This is a genomic window from Rhizobium sp. GN54 (assembly GCF_021026345.1).
In the GTDB taxonomy this organism is placed as follows: domain Bacteria; phylum Pseudomonadota; class Alphaproteobacteria; order Rhizobiales; family Rhizobiaceae; genus Mycoplana.
In genome coordinates this window covers 233,355-251,820 of the sequence record NZ_JAJNCZ010000005.1, presented here as the reverse complement: position 1 = coordinate 251,820, position 18,466 = coordinate 233,355, and the positions used below count along the sequence as shown (strand labels likewise).

Genomic DNA, 18,466 nt, shown 5'->3' with positions numbered 1-18,466 from the left:
TCGCGGTGCCTTTGCTGGCATCGCACCGCCGGATATGGAATCATTCCGGCGGTCACGAGGCAGAATCACTGAAGAACGCAGCCCGTCGCAGGCGGATGTGACCAACGTCCGGCCGCGTCGACCTGTTGCGTCGAAGGAGCGAATGATGGCTCAGCCAACCCCGAAGCTCGGCGAACTCGATTTTGCCGGTGACGACCACGTCGTGCCCTTTCAGGTCGAAGGCCTCGATGTCCGCGGCCGCGCGGTCCAGCTCGGCCCGATGCTCGACGCGATCCTCGAGCGGCACGACTATCCGCAGCCGGTCGCACGCCTGCTGGCCGAGGCGATCGTCCTGACCGTCCTGCTCGGCACCTCGCTGAAGTTCGAAGGCAAGCTGATCCTGCAGACCAAGAGCGACGGTCCAGTCGACCTGCTGGTCGCCGATTTCTCCAGCCCGGAGAATGTGCGTGCCTATGCCCGCTACGACGCCGATGCGCTGCAGGTCGCCATCGCCGAGGGCCGCACCGCGCCGCACGAACTGCTCGGCAAGGGCATCCTCGCCTTCACGATCGACCAGGGCGCCCATACGCAGCGCTACCAGGGGATCGTCGCCCTCGACGGCCATACGCTGGAAGAGGTCGCCGGCGTCTATTTCCGTCAGTCGGAACAGATCCCGACGCGCGTCCGCCTCGGCGTGGCCGAACTCTACGTCCGCGGGGATGACGGCAAGACACGCCACCGCTGGCGGGCCGGCGGCATGGTCGCGCAGTTCCTGCCCGAGGCGCCCGATCGCATGCGCCAGGCCGACCTTCCGGGCGGCGATGGCGAGGAGGCCGGCCACATGGTGGAGGAAGACGACAAGTGGGCCGAAGCCCGCACGCTCGTCGAGACCATCGATACCGACGAACTCACCGATCCGAACGTCGGCACGGAGCGGCTGCTGTACAGGCTGTTCCACGAAAGCGGTGTCAGGGTCTATCCCTCGCAGCGGGTGCTCGACCAGTGCTCCTGCTCGCGCGACAAGCTGAAGACGGTGCTTTCCGGCCTGTCGGCGGAAGAGGTCGAGCACACGGCGACCGACGGCCATATCGAGGCGACGTGCGAGTTCTGCTCGACGACCTATCGTTTCGAGGTTTCCGAGGTCGCGCCCGCCTGAGCGCGTTTCCCGCAAGAGGCCGGCCGCAGCACTCCCGCACCACAGGGCCGCGGCGGCCTCAGTTCAAGGTGCGGGATTGCCCGGGCGTGTCGAGCGAGAAGGCGGGAATGGCGACGTCGAACGCTTCGCCGGACGGTGTCTGCATCTGGTAGTGACCGAACATCATGCCGGACGGCGTGTCGAGCGGGCAGCCGGAGGAGTATTCGTAGGTGTCGCCCGGCTCCAGGGTCGGCTGCTCGCCGACGACGCCGGGCCCGCTTACCTCGTCGACCAGGCCGTTCTGATCGGTGATGTGCCAGTAGCGGGCCATCAGCGTGACGGTGATCTCGGAATGGTTGGAGATGACGATCCGGTAGCCCCAGACATAGCGGCTGTCGTCCGGGTCGGATTGCTCCTCCAGGTAGTAGGGCTCGACCGTCACCTCGATATCGCGGGTCAGCGCTCTGTACATTCTGATGCCTTGGCTCGAACCTGTTGCTGCCGTTGCCCCCGCAGGATGCCGGGCAGGCAGGTGCGAGCGGACAGATGTGCTTTTTGAATATTCACGTCCGCTTATTGGTTGCCACGTCTGCCGCGGCCGGATCAAGTTAATTGTGCCGGTGGGGACGGCCACCTTTTGGCGGAGAGGGACACGCTGCGGACCTGCGCTGCGTGCCCCGGCCGGGCGATCAGCCCCTGACTTTTTCCAGGGCCTGGGCGAAGTCGGCCAGCAGATCCTCGCCGTCCTCGATGCCCGCCGACAGCCTGAGGGTGCCGGGCGAGATGCCGAGTTCGGTGCGGGCCTCGTCGGTCAGGTTCTTGTGCGTCGTGGTGCCCGGATGGGTGATCAGGCTCTTGGCGTCGCCGAGATTGTTGGAGATCTCGACGATCTCCAGCGCGTTCTGCAGCGCGAATGCCGCCTCCTTGCCACCCTTCAGGTGAAGGCAGACGAGCGTCGAGCCGCCCGACATCTGCTTGGCGACGATATCGGCCTGCGGATGGTCCTTGCGGCCGGGATAGATCACCTGATCGACCTTGGGGTGGCCGGCGAGGAAATCGGCGATCTTCGAGGCGTTCTCCGTCTGCTGCCTGACGCGCAGCGGCAGCGTCTCGATGCCCTTCAGAAGCGTCCAGGCGTTGAACGGCGACATGGCGGGCCCGGTGTGGCGGAAATAGTCCTGCAGGCTTTCCTCGATCCACTCCTTGTCGGAGAGCACGATGCCGCCGAGGCAGCGACCCTGGCCGTCGATGTGCTTGGTCGCCGAATAGACGACGACATGGGCGCCGAGTTCCAGCGGCTTCTGGTAGAGCGGGGTGGCGAAAACGTTGTCGACCACCACCTTGGCGCCGATCTGGTTTGCCAGCCTTGCCACGCCGGCGATGTCGACCACCTCCAGCGTCGGGTTGGTCGGGCTTTCGAGGAAGAACACCTTGGTGTTCTTGCGGATCGCCTTTTCCCAGTTGGCGAGGTTGCGACCGTCGACGAGCGTGCATTCGACGCCGTAGCGCGGCGCCAGCGTCTCGACCACCCAGCGGCAGGAACCGAACAGCGCACGCGCGGCGACGATGTGGTCACCGGCCTTGACCTGGCAGAGGATCGCGGCTGCGACGGCGGCCATGCCGGAAGCCATCGCGCGGCCTTCCTCGGCGCCTTCGAGCAGGCACATGCGGCGCTCGAACATGTCGTTGGTCGGGCTGCCGTATCGGGCATAGATGAAGCCGTCGGTCTCGCCCTTGAAGCGCGCTTCGGCGGCCTCGGAACTCTCATAGACGAAACCCTGCGTCAGGAAGATTGCTTCGGAGGTTTCGGCATGCTGCGAACGCGTGGTGCCACCGTGGACGAGTTGGGTAGCCGGGCGCCAGGACTTGCTCATCGGATCATTGCCTTCCAAACAAAAAAACCGGCCGCAATGCAGGCCGGTTTTCACCCGGCCTTTTTAGCTACTTGTTTAACGTGGCTGCAAGCCGACCGGCCAAATCACCACGGGATATCCGGTCCATACTGCGTGGCGGCGCTTGCGTCAATTGCCTGCATTTGGTTTTGTCGGCCAGCGTGAAGGATAGGCTTATGACGACTGCTACGGGAATACTGGCCGACCGCGCCATCAGCGCGCTGTTTGACGCCGGCAGGCTGAAGAGCGAGGCGGCGCTGGATGCCGACCAGGTGCAGCCTGCGAGCCTGGACCTGCGTCTCGGCTCGAAGGCCTTCCGCGTCCGTGCGAGCTTCCTTCCAGGCCCCGCCCACCTCGTCGCCGACAAACTCGACCGGCTGAAGCTGCATGTCGTCGATCTTTCCGAAGGTGCCGTGCTCGAGACGGGGTGCGTCTATATCGTTCCCCTGATGGAAAGCCTCGACCTGCCGAAGGAACTGTCCGCCTCCACCAACCCGAAAAGCTCCACCGGCCGGCTCGACATCTTCACTCGCGTCATCACCGATCGCGCCCAGGAATTTGACAAGGTCCCGGCCGGCTACTCCGGCCCGCTCTACCTGGAGATTTCGCCGAGGACCTTCCCGATCGTCGTCCGGCGCGGCTCGCGCCTGTCGCAGATCCGTTTCCGCAAGGGCAACGCGCTTCTTTCGGATGCGGAATTGCTCGCCCTGCACAAGACCGATACGTTGGTTGCGAGCGATACGCCAAACGTGTCCGGCGGCGGTATCGCCCTTTCGATCGACCTGAAGGGCACTGGCCCCGAAGGCCTCGTCGGCTATCGCGGCAAGCACCACACTGCTGTGGTCGACGTCGACAAGAAGAACCAGCACGATATCTTCGACTTCTGGGAGCCGCTGTTCAGCCGCGGTCGCAACGAATTGATCCTTGATCCGGACGAGTTCTACATCCTCGTCTCGCGCGAGGCCGTGCACGTGCCGCCCCTCTATGCCGCCGAGATGACCCCGTTCGATCCGCTCGTCGGCGAATTCCGGGTCCATTACGCCGGTTTCTTCGATCCCGGCTTCGGCCACGCGGCTGCCGGCGGCTCCGGCAGCCGCGCCGTCCTCGAAGTCCGCAGCCACGAGGTTCCCTTCATCCTCGAACACGGCCAGATCGTCGGCCGCCTCGTCTACGAGCGCATGCTCGAACTCCCCGAAAGCCTCTACGGCTCGGGACTGGGCTCGAACTACCAGGCCCAGGGGCTCAAGCTGTCGAAGCATTTCCGGCCGAGGTGAGCGGGGAGGTCGCCGGGGCCGGCGCAAGCCGGCCGGCCACGCCATGGCCGGAGGCGGTATCGGTACGTGGCCGCCGGGCTAGGCAGGCACTGCCAGTCTCACGCGGTCGATGTCGTCGATGATCGCCTTGGTCTTGCGGATGTTCTCGATGCTCGAGGCGCCGAAGACGATCGCCTCTATCTTCTCCTGGCCCGCCACGTATTCGAGTGCGTCCCTTGCCGCGATGGCGCCGGAGCCGAAGACGGACATGGCGACGGGACGGAAGCGGCGTTTGCCGACGATCCGCTCATAGGCCTCCAGGCCGCCGCACATGCGGAACCCGAGCTTGTTGATGCTGGCGCACACGATGGGGTTGTCGACACCCACCTCGTCCAGGGCATCCAGCAGGCGGGGCAGGTTCATCGTGATGAACCCCGGCTCGGCCTTGTATTTCGTCCGCACATGATCGGCGAACACCGAAAACGCCTCGTGCATGCCAAGGCCGAGGATGAGATCGGTCACCACGTTCTGGAGAAAGATGACCGGGGTCTCCAGGCCGCGAAACATCTTCATCTCGCCGTCGATCAAAAGCTCGGCCATGCCCTTCATGTCCTTTCTCGCCAGAGAAAGGCCGCCCTTCATCAGCGTTCCGACGATATTGCCGGACGGCATGAACTTGCGCATGGCATTGACGAGCCCGTGCTCGGTCACGGCGTTCGCATATTTGTGCGCATAGGGCATGCACGGATAGAACTGAAGGCCCGCATAGCGCGCGGGGTTCGACCGCACGTGATCGCAGATCTCCTCGACACGATCCTGCGTCGTGCACATGAAGACCCGTATCCCGCTGTCATAGGCACCGTCGAGAACGTCCAGGATTGCCTTCATGTCGCTGAAGCGCACGGACTGCGCGCGGGCCTTTTCCTCCGACATGTGATTGACGCCGAAGAACTGGTTGTCACCAAACAAGATGCGTTCCATCGTCACCGCTCCTATTGCCGCGACCAGTGCAGGAGCCCTGCCGAGGGTCTTTCGCCCAGTGATCTGTTGCCGAGAGGTTTGTTGCCCAGTGCTTTGCTGCCGAGCGATACGTTGCCTTTCGGCAGCGACGCGTTCTGCGTACCGTCGGCTACCATCATGCCGAGAACCCGATCGGTTTCGGCGGCACTTTCGAAAGAAGAGATATTCCGGCTGTCCCGATCCCTGACCCTTTGCACGAAGTAGTCGAGCTGCGCCGAATACTCCTCTCCGCGGAGGTAGTACCAGACATCCTCCGTCAGTTCGGTCGTGTTTCTCAAGGTCCACCCCTTCTTGAGGCCCGTGTGCGCGGGAGGGGGCGTCCGGATGAACGTCTGGATCTCCTGCCGGTCCGCCGTGACGCGGCCGTTGGTGCCCCAGACCGACACGCGCATGAACATCTTCCGATAGCTCTCGTCGCTCCAGTTGGCTTCGATCTGGCCGGTCATCCCGTTGCCGAACATCAAGGTGGAGAAGACCGCGTCCTCCACGTCGGCCGAGAAGATGCGGTTCAATGCGGTCCCTGCGACCTTTTCGGGTGCCCCGACGAGATAGTTGACGAGATCCACGGCATGGCTCGCATAGTCATAGAGGCATCCTCCGCCCTCGGCCCGCGTGCCCCGCCATGTTCCCCGTGCGGGACGCAGGACCACCCCGCCATAGGCTTCGGCCTTGATGTGATGCAACGCCCCGAGCGCGCCGGAATCGATGATCCGCTTGGCCTCCCGGAAGGTGGCGATGAAACGCGCGTGATACCCCACCTGGTTGGCGAGGCCTCGGGCTGCGGCGACCTCCGCAAGCCGCTCGCTTTCGGCGGCCTCCAGGCAGAACGGCTTCTCGCAGAAGACGCTGACGTCGCGGTCGAGCGCCAGTTGCACGATGTCGCGGTGCGAACGCGACGGGGTCGCGACGATGATGGCGTCGAGATTTTCGTCCTGAAGCATCACACGGTAGTCGCCGTAGGTTCTGAATTTCGTGAACTTGCGAATGCCGTCGATGACATAGGTGCTCGGATCGCATACCGCCGTCACCTCGGCGTCAGGGTGGGAGTTCGCGATTGCAAGATGCGAGATACCCATCTTGCCAAGTCCTACCAGGCCAAGCCTCACCATATGCATCAACTCCGGTTCGTTTGGGGTGCGGATGCACCGTTGAGCAGGACGGCGCGTATGCGCGCAACGAAAGCGTCAGGGGCTGTACGGGGCAGCAGTTGATGGGTCGCTCCGACGCTCGCCATGGCCGCGTCGATCGCTTCTGCGAGTTCGTCGTCGTTCATGGCGATGTGTATCCCGGGGCGGTTCATGAAGCGTTTGGCCGTATGCACCTGGTGATCGGTCGTATGCTCCTTCAGCGATGCAAAGCGCGGAAGGAGGACGATCGTCTTTCCGGCTTCGGCCGCACTGATGATGCTGCCCATGCCGGCATGCGCGACGATGATGGTCGATCTGGCGACCAGATCGGCAAACTCGGCCGGCGTCACGCTCCGCGCCCAGCGCATGTGACGGGGTTCGTCGCCACCGCCGATCTGGGCGAACATCTCGACATCCGGCCTGGCCGCCGCCCACCGGTCCATCGTATCTATGAGGCGGTTGAAGGGCATCATCGACCCTACGGTCACGAAGATCATAGGACGGCACCCCAGTAGTAGGGACCCTTCTGGCCTTGCAACTGCGGCCATTGGGTCAGCCAGACATCGGCGACGCGCCGCGCCTGCAGGCCCGAGGACGACAGTTGCTCGCAATTTGCGATGCTGTCGATCCATACCGTTTCGGCGCGGATCAGGTACTTGGCCAGGGCCAGGCAGACCAGACCGGGAGCGGACCCGGTGGAAATGACCGTATTCGGACGCTCGCGCAGGAGGATCCAGGCCAGCTGCCCGATGAGCACAGCAAAGCTCACCTTGTCGAAGCGATGGGCGTCGCGAACCGGGTAGAAGCGGTGCCCTGGAACGTCTGCCGCATAGTCGGGCGAAACGGAGACGAAAGCGACATCCATCCCTTCGAAAGCCGGCAGCAGCCGGCGCATCTGGATCCAGTGTCCACCACCCGAAGCGATCGCGAGTACTCTTCCCTTCATCGGCAATTGCCCCCTTCACGCGGATGGACAAGTCCGCGGTCTCGCAGCGTGATCATTTCGTGGCCGGTTCGTGCGGACGGCGCTGTGCCACCGGACACTCTCCTCGTCGGGATGACGAAGCCAGTCTTTCAAATTTCGCTTCCGCTGGGCAGTTGGCCTTTGAGCGCATCAACCGCCCCCGAATGGGGTATCTGCGGCGTGGCTATCGCCAAGAGCAAGGTCTACTCATGCGTGCGCGGCATGCGGCTTTGCAGATGACTTAAGGGGTCGATTTTGCTGGAGCGGTCGATCGAACGCACGACGAGGGCACTCAGGAACGGCCTGGAGTTTGCGAAGGGTAATTTGATAGGAGCGGAATTGGGCCCAGCCGGCTCTACGGCGGGAAATAGTTCCCACCGCTCATTGTGAAAGACAGAAAATTAAGATTTGGTGCAGTCAATCGTTTCTTACGTAAAAGCAGTCCCGCGTAAACTTCCGCTCAAGAAGAACGTCCTGCTGCTTGTATCCCTTGTGTTCCAGGAACGAGCGAACGGAATCGTCATAGGCATCCTCGGCCACTAAATACGTCGGTGCGTGAATGGAGAAATCGATACCGGAGAGAACTTCAATCTCGGCTCCTTCAACATCAAGAAGCAGAAGATCCACGCTCTTGATGTGATGCTTCTCCAAGACCTGGCTCAACGTTGCAGTCGGGACTTCAATGGCTTGCTTTTTCCGGCCGGTGAACCCTTCGCCACCTGCCAACCGCTGAAGGCGTTCATTGCCGGCGAGTGTGCTCTGCTCCGTCACGGACATCAAACCTACGTCGGTGATCTGCGTATAGGCATCCGCGAACGATGCGGAGACGCACACCGCATTCTCAACGATGGCGCAAGGGCGGCGGCACTTGGCATAGCTTCCGGGATTTGCCTCGATCAGGATGCCGCTCCAGCCCGCGGCTTCCAGCAGAACGGAGTTGCTCTGCGTCACGCCATCTAGCCGCCGATTTCCACGAATGTGCCGGTTAAGCCGCTCGGCAGACGCCGAATGATCAGCTTGTCAAGGCCGTAGCTTTCCCGATCATAGGAACATGCGATCGTCGTGGTGTCGTAATGGTCCCAAGATGATGAAGCCGTTCTTCTCGAAGCTCTTGATCGCGGCCCATATGGCGAGAGATCTGGCCATGCCATCCACGACCACGATGTCGAACGGCCAGCTTCGAACCTACGTCGGAAGTGCGTGATGCGGCTCGAGGATTTGATAGTCTCCCGAGGAAATCCGCGTCTGAAGATCCGCGATGCATGCGTCGATGTCGGCGTGATTTAGTCCCACCAGTATCGCTTCCTCGTATTGCCACCATCCAATGTCACACAGCGCTTCGATCTGTTGTGGGCTGAAGCGGTGCCGTTGGATCCTCGCTGGTGCGCCGACCACGATCGCATACGGCTCGACATCTTTCGTCACAACGGCGCTTGCGCCGACGATCGCACCATCGCCGATAGTAACGCCGGGCATGATGACGGCTCCGTCACCGATCCAGACATCGTTGCCGATGTCCACCTGAAAACGCTGCGCATAATAGGGTGTTGCATGCGGGTTCTGTGCCCGGGCAAACAAGAAAGGATGTGTCGACAGATGCGTCACGGGGTGATTACCCGCATTGATCGAAATTCGTCGCCCGATGGAGCAATAGCGGCCTATTGCGGTGTTTGGTCGAACGAGCGCGTCATTTATGTATGAGCGATATCCAATCTTGACGTTATTGATGACTCTGATGGAGTGGGGAACTTTAACGTGTTGTTCGAAAAGAGCCGACATTTCATGCCTCACGAAGATGAGCGTTCTCGTGCCATGCCAGCGTAAAGACGTCAACTCGACGTTTTCGCTAGTCGGCGATCTCTGAGGTTGTCCTGCGAGCAAAAAACTGGATGGTATTTCTGCAGTGCGGCCCCCACGGACCTTCGACGATGTCCGCTGGAATGTGCCGACCACAGCGAGACGGCGGAATTCATATTTCCGACGCAGCTATTTTTGCGGCACCGTGTCGACCTCGATTCCAGAAACCATAACTGAGCGCGGGGTGTTGTGCACTTTACATGCGGGTACGAGTAAGTCTAAATGCACCCGGCAAAAAGGGGGCCCTATGACCAGTCTGATAATTGAGCCAAATATTGCTGAAGCCGAAGTCTTTTTGCCGATGAAGCCGACTTGGTGCAAATCAGATCAGACGCTGACAGACGCTGCCACTTTGATGGCTTTCGCCCAGTATGCAAAGCCGAAGACAATGCTGGAGATTGGTAGCTCTGCAGGCGAAGGGGCCGCCGCACTTCTTTATGCGACCAGGGAACTCCATAGCCATCTGCACGGTCTCGACCTCTCACCCACCGTCTACTACGACAAGAGCAAGCCTATCGGTTCTGTTGTATTCGAGGCGTTCCCGGGTTTTGCCGAACGCTATACAGTTAAGACGGGGGTTCGTTGTGATGCTGTTCCGACGATCGATGCCAAGTTTGACCTTGTCCACATCGATGCCAACCATTCGCATCCATGGGGCGTCTATGATTTCCTTTGGGCGCTTCCTAGCCTCAACCAAGGGGCGTTGGTGGCGTTTCACGACGCAAACTACCTTGCAGCTATAAGTCAGGCTGCGTTCTATTTTGCGCGATTGATTCCGAATGGTGCGTTCGTCGGAAATCATTTCGCGTTCGTCTATGAAGGTCCCACCCAGACATTGTTCGACGCAATCATGGAGTGCCTCGAAATCAACTGGCAGTCCTCGATCCCCGCCTCCAGCTGTGCTGGCTTGCAGGTAGCGCTTTCCACCGTGTTCAGCGATGCCCAAGCCATGCAGATTGCATCGCGGGTTCTCGCTCAGAACGCGAACTACCACAAGTTCTCGAAACTTTATGAGGAAGTGCACAAGGCTTTATGGCAGAGGGAATTGCAGCGAAGAGCCTTGTTGGCCGAGCAGAAGCCTACTAACTAACTAGCAGTGAGCTTTCAGAGGGCGTTAAGTCTTTCAGTAAGCCACCTAATTTTGATCCACCTATTACCATAGTGCAGCCTCCTGGAGGCCTGTAGGGCCTTTAGCTACCTGTGTGCGCCGGTCGCTCGCGTTACTGTGCCTAGCCTTTTGGTTCCTGAGCTAGTACAGCGGAGTTGAGGTTCACGAAAAATCGAAATGCTGCTGATTCGAAAGGTAAATCGGCCTCAGATGCTAAAAGTCCACCTATTCGGCGCATATCATCACCGGCAACCGCTTGCCTATGAGCCGATTCGGAGCGCTTGCGCCTCGGAAATTCAGATCACCGAGCATTTCGAAGCGGCCGATGTCGTCATTGTGGCTCATCATAAGGACCTTGAAGCCAGTGGGGAAGTTATTCGACGTCGCCTTGCCGAAGGTCAGCGACTGGTGCATTTGTCTGAGGAGCCTTTCTGGGACACTGTCTGGGCGCCTGATTTATTGAGCAGGAACCGTATCGCGGATACGCCTGCCGGGGATTTGCCTTACACTTTTCTCAATCACGCTACGTCTTCGATATTTGATTTTGACCGAATCCCGTATTTCCTACTGACTGATACGAAATACATAGATCGCTACAAGGAATGCTTTTCTCGTAATAGAGCGATGAGCCCTTCCAGTTGGAGGAAGCAGTTTTCCGATGCGCCTATCGATATCGTTTTTCTTGCCGAACGTCGTCGCAATGAGAAATTCGATGTTGCAATTCCCGGAACGGACATACTGGGCCTATCGGCGTTGCGGACGCGTATAGCAGACGCTTGTTCGATGCAGAGTAAGGTTACAAACGCGACGGGAGTTCACAAGAATGTAAAAAGGCAGGAGTTGGAAGACTGGCATGCGGATAAATTCGATCGTTATGATGGGAGGGCGAGATTTTTCTCTGCCATCGAGAATACGCACCAAGGAAACTATGTTTCCGAAAAGTTGTTTGATGCATTCGCATTGCGCTCCGTTCCAATTTATATTGCCGGTCCCGGCCATATGGTTACGCGGCTCGCGAGCGCAGCGTCGTGGCTAAACCTCTGGAGAATGACACCTGAAGCAGCCAATCAGGCCATCCAGTCCTTTCCCTTGGACGATGAATTTCTTGATTCCTATGCAGAAGCACAGCAGGCAATGCATGATCTTTTCAGTATTCCGGAGATTTTGGAGCAGGAAAAACGACGGCTGAGCACGGAGATTATTAAAGAGCTCACTGCTCTTTGACTCTTAAATACCTAGTTTCGGTGAGATGCGCTGTTTTATTGCATGCGCAGCTCTATTTTTTACCGTGGACCTCAATGGACCTCTTAAAGAGGTCATGTGCAGAAAGTCCTTGCCCATAAACCCGCGCGGGGCGACCGTCCTGATTCTGCCGTTTAGCCGCGGCCAGTTCCTGGAAAAGGGCCTCGTAGCGCCGAGCTTGCCGCATCAGGCTCAACTCGGCAACGGCGTATTCGCGGCACGACTTTGATAGGTCAGGCCCCGACAGGACCTTCAATATGCCGCGCGCAAGGGCATCGACATTGCCGACCGCGCAGGTGACGCCAGATCGTCCTTCAACAGCCATCTCCGGAATGGCTCCCGTCTTGAAGCCGACGACCGGCACGCCGCACGAAATCGCCTCTGCCGTGGTGTTGGAGAAGGTTTCTTCGAGCGAGGGTACGACAACCACATCGGCCGCAGCATAGGCCACTGCAAGCTCATGATTATCGGCAATGTAACCCAGACGCTTCTTCTTGAAGCATATATCGTCATCCGACGCCGGACCGTTGCCAACAAGCAGCACGATGGGCTCGAAGCGCGGTTTCATTTGCTTGATTTTCCGAAACGCAGCCACGATTTCCCTATATCCTTTAACGTCGCTGCTGAACGAGGGAACGTAGGCGATGACCTTCTTGTCTTGTGGCAAGCCCAGGCGCTTTCGTGCCATGCGTTTATCGTGGGGTACAAAGACATCGGTCTCGATCGAATTGGGGATTGTCTCGATCCTGCAATCACGAAAATGAGGGCTCTTCCGGACGATTTTCCTCGTGTGCTCACTCAGCGTCACAATTGTGATGTTCGAAAAGTCATATGACATGCGTTTTGCTGCAAGGACTTTCGCTGGTATATCGTCAAATGCCGATGGAATCTGAGCGCAATTCTCGCATGTTCCCATCCATTTTTCGCAACCATGAAAGAAGTGGCATCCGCCCGTCAATGGATGCATGTCTCTTATTGTCAGCACCAGTGGTTTGTCGAGGTGAGAAAGAGTTGCCACATTCTCGACGGACAGAAATCGAGCATGCCAGTGCAGGTTGACGATATCAAATTTGTCAACCGTGTTTAGGAGTTGCTTCTCGTCGATGTTGTGCTGATCGATCGAAAAGATCGTGTTCCCGTCCTTAGGGGGGGACTGGAGGAATCTCCAATTGCCATTTCGACCGGAGGGGTGGTTGATGACAACCACGCCCTTTTCGGATTCGTGGTTTCTTACGGTCGTATAGAGCGTCGATTCGATGGAGGTTCTGGTTAGGCCTTTGTGGAGGCGATATGCGGCGTATCCTGCGCCTTGAATCGTGCTGGTGCTAAACAGCGCAACGTTCAAGCTGGGCAATGTCACCTGTTCGATAACGCGCTTGAGGGCATCTATCTGCTTTACAGGTGCGAACTTATCCAGGCGCAATCCAGCATACTCAGCATTGTCGCTAAATGCGGAACCGTCGCGATAGATATCCATCATGGCCCTACCGATGGCCTCGCCGTCGCCGTGTTTGACGATGCGAGAATGTCGGCCATTGGCGCCGACAACTTCCGGAAGGCCACCGGCATCGGTTGATATAACCGGAAGGCCGGCGGCGATTGCTTCCAGAACCGCAACTCCGAATGTCTCGGACTTGCGATATCGATCGTCGGAGTATGTCGATGCGTGAACGTAAAGGTCAAACTTGGCGAAGAAGTCGCTGTGCTTCTCAAAATCAACGAACGTCAGAACCGTCACGTGATCTGTCAAGCCCAGTTCGGCGATCTTCTCGTGAATTCTATCGGAGAATTCGCCCCCGGAACCGGATACGATCGTGAGGTGAAACGCATCCGTCGCCTCGCGCCTGAACAGATCGATGCCGTCCAGCAGATGAATATGGCCCTTCCAGTCGATAAGACGGCCGATGCTCAGAATTTCAAGCCGCCGCATTCCATCGAAGTAGTTGCTATTCTTGCGATTTTTGAAGAAGCGCGGATGAACCGTATTATGGACGAGAGTGATCTTGTCGCTATTCACGCCGGCCTCCAGAAGCTTATCCCGCAGATAGGTCGATACCGTCGTGAGGTGCGTGTCCGGTCTTTCGCAAAATTCCTCCAGAACATACTTTGAATAGCTATCGCCATCCTGAAGCCGGAATACGTCCAGGCCATGCGTCATCGCTATCGTCGGGACACGGATTCCGAGATGCTTGATGCGTTCCGCGAGCTTCCATTCGTTGAGCGCAAAATGCCCGATCACGACATGTGGATTGAGCTTTGTGAAAATGTGGCGGTAGATCGCAGCAGCCACTGGGGGCTTAAAGTCCGCCCATGGCATGTGAATTGCCTTGTCGTATGGACGTTCGGTGCGTAACTTTGAGTGCTCGAACAGGACGATGTTGTTGTATTCTCCATCCGCTTCCAGGCGCGTGAGGAGATCGTAGATGAAGGTCTCCGATGCAGCTGAGAAGACGGAAAGAAAATGAACGATGGACCTTTTCCCTGCGTCAGAAGAATCGATGATCGAATCGATATCTTTCAGTATTTCATCTAGAGCCCCCCTTTTTGTTTCTAGGTTGATGTGTTCTATATCCGCTCCTATCTCGTAAAATAGGTCGAACACACTTTGAATATAGGTCGAATCATCGTTAATCACAATCCTGAAGTTGTCTCTGCTGGAAAAGCAATATTCGACGTAATGTTTGAGCGCTTCGATAAAACGTTTGTCGCCACGGTGCCGTATTGCTATGTCTGTGAGTTCTCCCACTCGGCGTTTATTGAACCGAAAGAGATAGACAGCTTCGGCGTCCGCACCGCTTAGGCCGGAAAAATTCAATCTGTAGCTTTCCGTGGCCTCCTTTATAAACAGATTTCGTCTGGCTTCACTATTTCCTGATGAGAGTCCCCCATCGCTTAATGTAAACATCTGCTCTGGAAGAAGCGTAAATTTCTCTCCATACAGAAACGCTTTGCGAATCCATATGGCGTCTGAAACTATCTTGTAGCTCTCGTCGAACGGTCCAACGCGATTGTATGCCTCTCTTGAGGCGAGGAATGTATTGTGGCATATGTTCAGATGTCCAAGCAGAACTCCGATGTTGATTTTTTGGGCGTCGAGATGTTTTGTGTCTGCGTTATAGTTGCAGTAAACGATATCAGAGTTATTTAGTATTGAAGATTTGACTGATTTTTCGACAAAATCATTTCTGTAAAAATCGTCTGAGTTAAGCAGGCATATGTAATCCCCATGAGAAAGTTCGATGCCTTTGTTCATGGCGGAATATATTCCGGAATCCGGCTCTGATACATAGTAGTCTATAAACTCAGAGTTTTCTCTAATTATCTCCACTGTTCCATCGTCGCTGCCGCCGTCGATAACGACATATTCAATGTTTTTGTACGTCTGGTTGCGAACTGAGTCGATGCAGCGCTGGAACGTGGTGGTGTTTCTAAAGACAGAGGTGACAATTGTGACGAGCGGCTCATCGGGACGAGACGATTTGTGAATGCCGCCAAAGCGGAGGCCGCCTTCGGCGGCGCGCTTGCCTGTCTTGTCCGGATATCGATCATAGATCCCGCAAAAATACGGCTTCCGTAGGCTGGTGACTGACCTGAGCGACTTGCGCAGAAACGGCGCTCCGGCCTCAAGCTCGACGGCGCGACGATAGGCCGTGTGGGCGCCCTCCAAGTCTTCTCGCGACAGCAGCACGTCGCCCAGAAGTTTGTGATACACATAGAAATCCGGCAGCTTGCGGATAGCGTCTCTGATCAACTCGAGTGCCTGTGCCGTTTCGCCACTTGCAACAAGTCTGTTGATTTCGGGAAGAAATGGACGGGTCATCAGGGGCGTTCCGTTTATGCGTTGGCCGGTGCATGCAAAATGCTCCGTCCAAAAATCATTGAGTGATCAACTGATAGTTCAGCCTCTCGAGAAGAGAGGCAAACGATTTGGAGGTCATGGCTTCGTCCAGGAGGTCTTGACCATTCGCTTGTCGCGGGCGTGCGGAGATTGTGTTTCCGCTGCGACCGCTGTCGCCAGACAGTTTGATCGCAGAAAACACGTCTAAGAAGTCCGGATTGTAGGGGATCTGCAATACTTCACACATCTGAGCCGTTCGATCTTTCGGCTCAGCGACGAAATCCTCGTATCGGAAAAGTTCGACGTCCGAGTAGCAATCCAAGAACGCGTGATATCGGACGGCATATTCCTCCAGCGTAAACGGCGAAAAGTGCTTCCACCCATTCTTTCTTAGGCTGAGGAATGAATCCAGCGGATGACGGACCGTAACGATCGATCGCACGGGATACTGTTTCCTCACCATGTCGCGCAATGTCTGCCGGGTGGGAATGTCCGGTCCGACATTGAAATGGCTGTGCGTATGGTCTCGCAGAACGAGATACCTGCCTCTTAAGCGGCTGTCGGCGTAGAGAGCGCCCAATCCGGCCATGAAAATCTCGATCAGTACGTCAGTCGAAGGTGGCCGAGATCCAAGTTTTGCAAGCCCGATCATATCGGTTGGTACGAATGGCCGGCTGTAGGGAAGCGTGGTCAGTGGATCGACCTCGCTCAGAAGCTGCACGTTTGGTTGGCATGCCAGGCAGCGGCTGACCAGCGTGCCGCCAGTGCAGGCGAGGTGGTGGAGCATGCGAACCGGCGGCCGGCTTTGACTATCCGCTTTCGCTACCGCCTCGCGACAGCGCTCAATAAGGCTTGGCAAGGCCGACGCAACGTGTTGGGCGTCCGACGGGTGGTTGCCGACGAACGCGCCCTTGTGATCTTGAAGCAGTTCAAGTGCCTCAGATAGCGACCGGTGAAAATCGAGTTCAAGCGAACTGCTGGTCATGGTCGTTTCGACGACTTAGCGCTTGAGCGCCCGCGATTCCTGTCCGCGGCCACTTTGTCGTCGTCGGCTCCTACGAAAAACACATTTCGTCCACTCTGATCATCCGGCCAATTCACATAATCCAAAAACTGGGCGGCGTGAGTGAGGCGATGGGTAACGGCGCGCAGAAGTGCTTCCTGTTGCTCCTTCTCCTGGAGAAGGGAGGCGTACCTTCCTTGCAGTTCCTTCAGGTCAGCCTCCCGGATGGCCTGTATGCGCAATGCGAGAGAGATATCCGTTTGCTTTCCCTCTAGTTCGCCGATCTGCGCCTCTCTCTCGGCAATGGATTTTCGGAGCTGGGTGGTGAGCTCGATCTGTTGCTGAAGCTCAGCTTTGAGGCGCTGATTTTCCAGAGATAACGGCTCGATAGCGAGCATCATTTGAGGGAAATCGGGGTCGCCAAAGTCTTGCCACACGATACGATAGTCAGCCGCGGCAAGGTGGTCGATGATCTTGTCAACAGCCGCTCCGCCTTCGTACATCGGGCGCCGCGCGGCGCGCAGCGCAACGTGTTTGAAGCGGCCAATGAGCTTCTTTGTCAGCAGTTCATTGATTACGGCTGCTTCTTCGCCCGGCGCGTCGACGATCAGGACGTCGTTCATATCGGTCGTCTTGGGCAGTCGCTCTAGTATTTCCTCCATGCTGGCGGCTTCGACGTCGTAAGTCGTCACGCGATCCAGTCCCGGGAAGATTGATGTGAGGTCCGTCGCAGTTCGCGTGCTGGAATGGGACGCTAGGTTATAAAGGGTATAGTGCGTGGAGCGCACTCCCTCGTGCACGGCCAAAGGTAACACATCGATACGCTGGTCTCTGCCTGCGAGATCCAGGAGCTTCGGTATCAGGTCTCGGTTTGGTTCAACCAGGACGATGCGTTTGGCGCGGCTGTCGAGCAGTTCAGCGATGTCGTTTCCGTCGCCCGCGCCGATGTACAGAATTGTATCTATCGAACTTTGCTGGCCGCTTCTGGCTATCTCTGCCGTCCAAGTGTTAGGCATTCGACCGGCCCAGTTGCAAGAACACGTTGCGGATCTTTCTAAATGGAGCGGTCAGCCTGTAGGTTCGAGATGCGCGTATCCGTTTCAGCGAATCTTTGGCGGACGACAGCTTGGCGTCTGCGGTGGCTTTCTGGGCCTTGCTCTTTGTGAGATCGCGATTGAGCGACTGGTTCTTCTTTATCTCCTGTCCCAGGCGCTTGTTGGCGTCTTTGAGTTCGGCGCCAAGTTTCCGAACCTGGTTGTCTTTTTCCGCATTGTCCGCGTTGAGCTGTCCAGTGCTGGCTTGGAGTGATACAAGCTGATTGTTCAATGACTGGTTGTCGATCGCAAGTCGCTCCAGCATCTCCTCGCCGTATCGAACTCTGGATTGCAACGCTTCGTTCGCGTCCAGCCGTTCCTTGGCCATCGTTTCCGCCGACGCCAATGCCGTTCTTAGGTCCCGATACGTGGCATAGGCAAGTTCAACGTCGGCGAGGTTGCTGCGCCTGGACGCAGCGGAGGGAAGGGCGCTGGCCTCCAGTTCTCGTGCGACGGACAGTGCATTTGGGTCACCGCAAACCAAGGCGGTGGCGAGCACGCCCCAAAAAGGCTCGCTCACCTCGTCTGCTGGGTCTGCAGTCTGTGTCTGCGAATTCGGCGTGAGGCCCAGGCGAGCCATCAATGGCCGCCAATCCCGCGTCACGGCGCTCACATCGGCGAGAATGATGGCGCTTCTGTTGAGCCGGTAAATCGACAGCAGATGTGCTGTTGATGTGACCCAGTCGCGCAGCGCGTCCTTAAATGTTGACCCGGTTGAGATTTTCGAATGGATCGCTGAGGCAGGCGAGGCAAAAAGGATCAACAAGGTTGCAGCGCCAGATCCTTTCAGTTGGCTCTCGATCCCTTGAAGTGAGTTGATCTTGGCAACGCACTTCGGGCCAAGGAAATGCGTGAGGTTGCTCAAAAGCTCGTTCGGTTCATAGCTCGGATCGTGCCATACTAAAAGTTTGTTCGTCGAGCCGCGGTCACTCATCGCTTTCCCCTATCGCCTCC

General features: G+C 57.7%; 16 protein-coding genes and 1 riboswitch. Of the genes, 4 read left to right on the top strand and 12 right to left on the bottom strand.

The window, feature by feature from the left end; translation table 11 throughout:
- Positions 1-145: 145 nt before the first annotated feature.
- Positions 146-1,135, top strand: coding sequence for an Hsp33 family molecular chaperone (locus tag LQK81_RS16070; RefSeq protein WP_230807371.1), 990 nt, complete (start codon positions 146-148; stop codon positions 1,133-1,135).
- Between the two features lie 58 nt (positions 1,136-1,193).
- On the opposite strand, the gene apaG is transcribed toward LQK81_RS16070, so the two are convergent.
- Complete coding sequence (gene apaG / locus LQK81_RS16065) at positions 1,194-1,586, bottom strand: Co2+/Mg2+ efflux protein ApaG (protein WP_230807370.1); 393 nt, start codon at positions 1,584-1,586, stop codon at positions 1,194-1,196.
- 217 nt (positions 1,587-1,803) lie between these two features.
- Complete coding sequence (locus LQK81_RS16060) at positions 1,804-2,988, bottom strand: O-succinylhomoserine sulfhydrylase (protein ID WP_230807369.1); 1,185 nt, start codon at positions 2,986-2,988, stop codon at positions 1,804-1,806.
- Between the two features lie 42 nt (positions 2,989-3,030).
- Positions 3,031-3,109: riboswitch (SAM riboswitch) on the bottom strand.
- A gap of 73 nt (positions 3,110-3,182) precedes the next feature.
- Between LQK81_RS16060 and LQK81_RS16055 the strand changes: the two genes are divergently transcribed.
- Positions 3,183-4,280, top strand: a complete 1,098-nt coding sequence (locus tag LQK81_RS16055) for a 2'-deoxycytidine 5'-triphosphate deaminase (RefSeq protein WP_230807368.1) — start codon at positions 3,183-3,185, stop codon at positions 4,278-4,280.
- A 78-nt stretch (positions 4,281-4,358) separates the two neighbouring features.
- Here the strand turns inward: LQK81_RS16055 and LQK81_RS16050 are convergent, their stop codons facing one another.
- The 6 genes from LQK81_RS16050 to LQK81_RS26360 form a co-directional block, all read right to left on the bottom strand.
- Positions 4,359-5,240 (bottom strand): hypothetical protein, encoded by an 882-nt coding sequence (locus LQK81_RS16050; RefSeq protein ID WP_230807367.1) that lies wholly within the window; start codon positions 5,238-5,240, stop codon positions 4,359-4,361.
- Positions 5,241-5,251: 11 nt separating this feature from the next.
- The gene (locus LQK81_RS16045; RefSeq protein ID WP_269065000.1) at positions 5,252-6,388 is read right to left on the bottom strand and encodes a Gfo/Idh/MocA family protein; all 1,137 of its coding nucleotides are present in this window, start codon (positions 6,386-6,388) and stop codon (positions 5,252-5,254) included.
- A gap of 5 nt (positions 6,389-6,393) precedes the next feature.
- The gene (locus LQK81_RS16040; RefSeq protein WP_230807472.1) at positions 6,394-6,849 is read right to left on the bottom strand and encodes a glycosyltransferase; all 456 of its coding nucleotides are present in this window, start codon (positions 6,847-6,849) and stop codon (positions 6,394-6,396) included.
- A gap of 50 nt (positions 6,850-6,899) precedes the next feature.
- Entirely contained in the window at positions 6,900-7,352 is a 453-nt protein-coding gene (locus LQK81_RS16035) for a UDP-N-acetylglucosamine--LPS N-acetylglucosamine transferase (protein WP_230807365.1), read from the bottom strand.
- A 435-nt stretch (positions 7,353-7,787) separates the two neighbouring features.
- Entirely contained in the window at positions 7,788-8,321 is a 534-nt protein-coding gene (locus LQK81_RS16030) for an FkbM family methyltransferase (RefSeq protein WP_230807364.1), read from the bottom strand.
- A gap of 234 nt (positions 8,322-8,555) precedes the next feature.
- Positions 8,556-9,149, bottom strand: coding sequence for a CatB-related O-acetyltransferase (locus LQK81_RS26360; RefSeq protein ID WP_330166555.1), 594 nt, complete (start codon positions 9,147-9,149; stop codon positions 8,556-8,558).
- A gap of 325 nt (positions 9,150-9,474) precedes the next feature.
- Here LQK81_RS26360 and LQK81_RS16020 point away from each other — a divergent pair, with 325 nt between their 5' ends.
- Together LQK81_RS16020 and LQK81_RS16015 are read left to right on the top strand one after the other, a co-directional pair.
- Complete coding sequence (locus LQK81_RS16020; RefSeq protein ID WP_230807363.1) at positions 9,475-10,317, top strand: class I SAM-dependent methyltransferase; 843 nt, start codon at positions 9,475-9,477, stop codon at positions 10,315-10,317.
- A 195-nt stretch (positions 10,318-10,512) separates the two neighbouring features.
- On the top strand, positions 10,513-11,559 hold the full coding sequence (locus tag LQK81_RS16015; protein WP_230807362.1) for a glycosyltransferase family 10 domain-containing protein: 1,047 nt from the start codon (positions 10,513-10,515) through the stop codon (positions 11,557-11,559).
- A 52-nt stretch (positions 11,560-11,611) separates the two neighbouring features.
- Here the strand turns inward: LQK81_RS16015 and LQK81_RS16005 are convergent, their stop codons facing one another.
- Genes LQK81_RS16005 through LQK81_RS15990 form a run of 4 tightly spaced genes read right to left on the bottom strand, consistent with a single transcriptional unit; the run spans position 11,612 to position 18,446 of the window.
- A complete protein-coding gene (locus LQK81_RS16005; RefSeq protein ID WP_330166554.1) occupies positions 11,612-15,397 on the bottom strand; it encodes a glycosyltransferase in 3,786 nt (1,261 codons plus the stop codon).
- A gap of 55 nt (positions 15,398-15,452) precedes the next feature.
- Positions 15,453-16,400, bottom strand: a complete 948-nt coding sequence (locus LQK81_RS16000; protein WP_230807361.1) for a sulfotransferase — start codon at positions 16,398-16,400, stop codon at positions 15,453-15,455.
- Positions 16,397-17,434, bottom strand: coding sequence for an FkbM family methyltransferase (locus LQK81_RS15995; RefSeq protein WP_230807360.1), 1,038 nt, complete (start codon positions 17,432-17,434; stop codon positions 16,397-16,399). The genes LQK81_RS16000 and LQK81_RS15995 overlap by 4 nt, the downstream gene beginning before the upstream one ends.
- Positions 17,427-18,446 carry a hypothetical protein gene (locus LQK81_RS15990; RefSeq protein ID WP_230807359.1) on the bottom strand — a complete coding sequence of 340 codons (1,020 nt, stop codon included), beginning with the start codon at positions 18,444-18,446 and terminating at the stop codon, positions 17,427-17,429. The genes LQK81_RS15995 and LQK81_RS15990 overlap by 8 nt, the downstream gene beginning before the upstream one ends.
- Between the last annotated feature and the right edge of the window lie 20 nt (positions 18,447-18,466).